Origin of the sequence: Pseudoalteromonas sp. L23 (genome assembly GCF_021728455.1) — a bacterium.
GTDB lineage: Bacteria > Pseudomonadota > Gammaproteobacteria > Enterobacterales > Alteromonadaceae > Pseudoalteromonas.
On sequence record NZ_JAKKCW010000041.1, the window covers coordinates 1 to 3,309 of the forward strand.

The following is a 3,309-nucleotide window of genomic DNA, read 5'->3' on the forward strand; positions in this document are numbered from 1 at the left end:
ATGAAGCGGCGGAGAATAGTGTAGAGCGAGCGCTGGTAGAGATATGGGCAGAGGTACTGCGACAACCACTAGAGGAGTTAAGTGTAACGGGTGATTTCTTTAGGTTAGGGGGAAATTCTCTGTTAGCGGTGAAGCTTAGTGCGTTAATTAAGCGGCATTTCGACATTGAAGTAACTTTGGGTGATTTATTCTCACATCCCAATATTCGTCAGTTTGGTATGTGGTTGCAAAGCCACCAGGAAATTCAAGCAAAGCACACATATGAGAAGATTAAGGCACAAGATAATTTAGACAGTGCTCCACTGACTTTTGCACAACAGCGTTTGTGGTTTATCGATGCTTTGCAAGGTGGCACATATGCCTACAATATCACTCGGGCTTTAACGTTAAGTGGTGCAGTTGATATTTCAGCATTGCAACGTGTTTTCGTTGCTTTGATTGAGCGCCATGCAATTTTCAGAACTACATATCAAGCACATGTCAATGAGCAAGCGCTGCAAATCATTCACGCGGCACACACAGTCAATTTTAACATCGAACAGGTAGATTTGACGCATTTAGAGAGTGAAGAACAAGAGACGGAAATCACTCAGAGGCTTGAAGAGCAGCAGAAGTACACATTTAACCTTGCAGATGATGTAATGCTTAAAGTGAGTCTACTGCTATGCCAAGTCGATAAGAGCATTTTAATAATTAATATGCCGCATATCGCCACTGACGGTTGGTCGATGGATATTTTGACCCGCGAATGTTGGGCGCTCTATGAAGCTTTTACTCAAGGCCAACAAAACCCACTTACAGCTTTACCCCTACAATATGCGGACTACGCTCTTTGGCAAAGTAAACAGCTAACGCCTGATACTCTAGATACGCATTGGCAGTATTGGCAGCAACAGTTAGCTGCAATGCCACAAGTCCATAGCTTACCGTTAGACTTTAAACGTCCAGCGGATAAGAACTACGTGGGAGAGCAAGTGTCAAGTCGACTCAGCAGTGAAGTAGCGAGTAAGCTTTGTCGCTTGGCAAAGCATTATGCCTTGACGCCGTTTATGCTGTCTCATGCCTTGTGTGCCTTAGTTTTATCGCGTCACAGTGGTAGTCATGACATCGTGATGGGTATGCCGATTGCCAACCGACTACAAGGCGAGTTGAATGGGGTTGTTGGTCTGTTCGTGAATACTTTAGTATTAAGAGTAAATACCAATTACAACGATCTGAGCGATTATTTTAAGCATGTGAAGAAAGTGCACCTTGAAGCCCAGCAGCATCAGGATATGCCGTTTGAAAAGTTAGTTGATAAACTAGCAAGTGAACGTTCTGCTTCACATACTCCGTTATTTCAAATTTTACTAGCAACACAAAACGACTTTTCATCGAAGCCTGTACCGCAAAATCAAGCTCTCATTGTTGAGCGACGGGAGCAAAAAGTTAAAGTAGCTAAGTTCGATTTAGATATTAATATTTGTATCAATAAAGATGAAGTGACAATCAACTGGACCTATGACACTGCAATATTTTCTCACCAGCATATCACTACTCTAGACCGACATCTGTGTAACTTACTGAGTACGTTAGCCGCTCATCATGAAGATCAAGATATTGCCATTAAGCAATTAAATATACTAGATGCTCAAGAGTTTACTCGATTACTCACTAGGGCGGCAGGTAATACAAATTACCCCGCTGCAAATTGCGGTTTACATGAATTGTTCGAACGACAGGTTGAACGACAGCCAGAAGCGTTAGCTATTACGTCAGCAGGAAGAAGTTTAAGTTATGCACAATTAAATGCGCGAGCAAATGCAATGGCTTGGTATTTAATCGAACAATATCAGCTTACGCCAGAACAAACAGTCGCTATTTGTTTACCACGTTCTGAACTACTGCTTGTGAGTGTTCTTGCGGTATTAAAAGCAGGAGGTGCTTACCTGACTATTGATCCAAGTTACCCCGATGGCAGGGTGTCTTACATCCTTAATGATTCTGAAGCATCATTATTACTCACCAGTAGTGAACTTGAAAAAAGACTTGTGGAACTCAGAGGTACTTTTAGCTGTGTTATGGCTGACACCTCGCTGACAAACTATAGCCAAGACAATCCACCAAGCCCTATTTTAAATAGTGATGTGGCAAGTGCATATATAGTGTATACGTCTGGCACCAGTGGCAAACCTAAAGGGGTTAAAATAGCACATAAAGGAGCTGTCAACTTTGCGGCATACTTAGGGAGACAATTCCAAGTAGATAACAGTAGTAAAGTGTTGCAACTAGCTTCTACTAGCTTTGATGCCTTTACCCTAGAATGGATGTGGGGGTTGACGAACGGAGGATCGCTATGTATCTGTAGCGAAGCTGATAAATATCATCCTCAGCAAATGACAGATTACTTGGTTGATCAAGGTATCACTCATGCACTCATAACCCCAGCATACTTACAGCATCTACCTTGTCATCAAAACTACCATTTTCGCGCTTTATTGGTGGGTGGTGAAGCCTGTAGTACCGCACTGGCGCAGCAGTGGTCAAAGCACTATCCAATGTATAACGCTTACGGTCCCTCAGAGGCCACTATTTGTGCCACTGTAGCTAAGCTCCATCCCGATACGTCTGTAACAATAGGCACTGCTATTGATAATGTTACAACTTATATTCTTGATGATCAGCAGCAACTGCTGCCTGAGGGGGCGGTTGGAGAGTTATATATTGGTGGTGTAGGTGTGGCACAAGGTTATATCAAGCGTCCAGAGCTAGATGCTGAACGTTTTGTAAGTAACCCATTTGTAACGAATGAGCATGAGAAATTATACCGTACAGGCGATCTTGTACGACAATCTGATACTGGCCAATTAGTTTACTTAGGCCGGATCGATGAACAGGTAAAAATTCGTGGCTATCGTATTGAGTTGGCTGAAATTGAGCAATTGTTGAATGAATCTTTCGGTGTTAAGCAAGCCGCAGTATTGTGTTGGGGGGAAGGAAGTCAAAAATACCTGATTGCTTACGTGATGCTATCTGGTGAGATGTCTGAGGATAGCGCTACTCGTATTTTGAGCGAAGCGCTCGCCGAACAATTACCAGAATATATGGTGCCGAGCCAGTTTGTGGTGTTGGAGCAATTTCCACTTACAGTCAATGGTAAGGTTGATAAACGCGCTTTGCCACAACCGGAATTGACGACAGCACATTACCGAGGACCACAAAATAAAACAGAAGCGCAATTGCAGCAATTATGGTCGAGTTTATTAAAGATACCGCAAGCGTCACTGAGCTGTGAGGCAAACTTCTTTGCCCTAGGTGGCGACTCAATAT

General features: G+C 43.1%; 1 protein-coding gene. It reads left to right on the forward strand.

Going from position 1 to position 3,309, the window contains the following annotated elements:
• Window positions 1-3,309, forward strand: a 3,309-nt coding sequence (locus tag L3V43_RS23555; RefSeq protein ID WP_237117537.1) for an amino acid adenylation domain-containing protein, incomplete at both ends; no start/stop codon positions are given.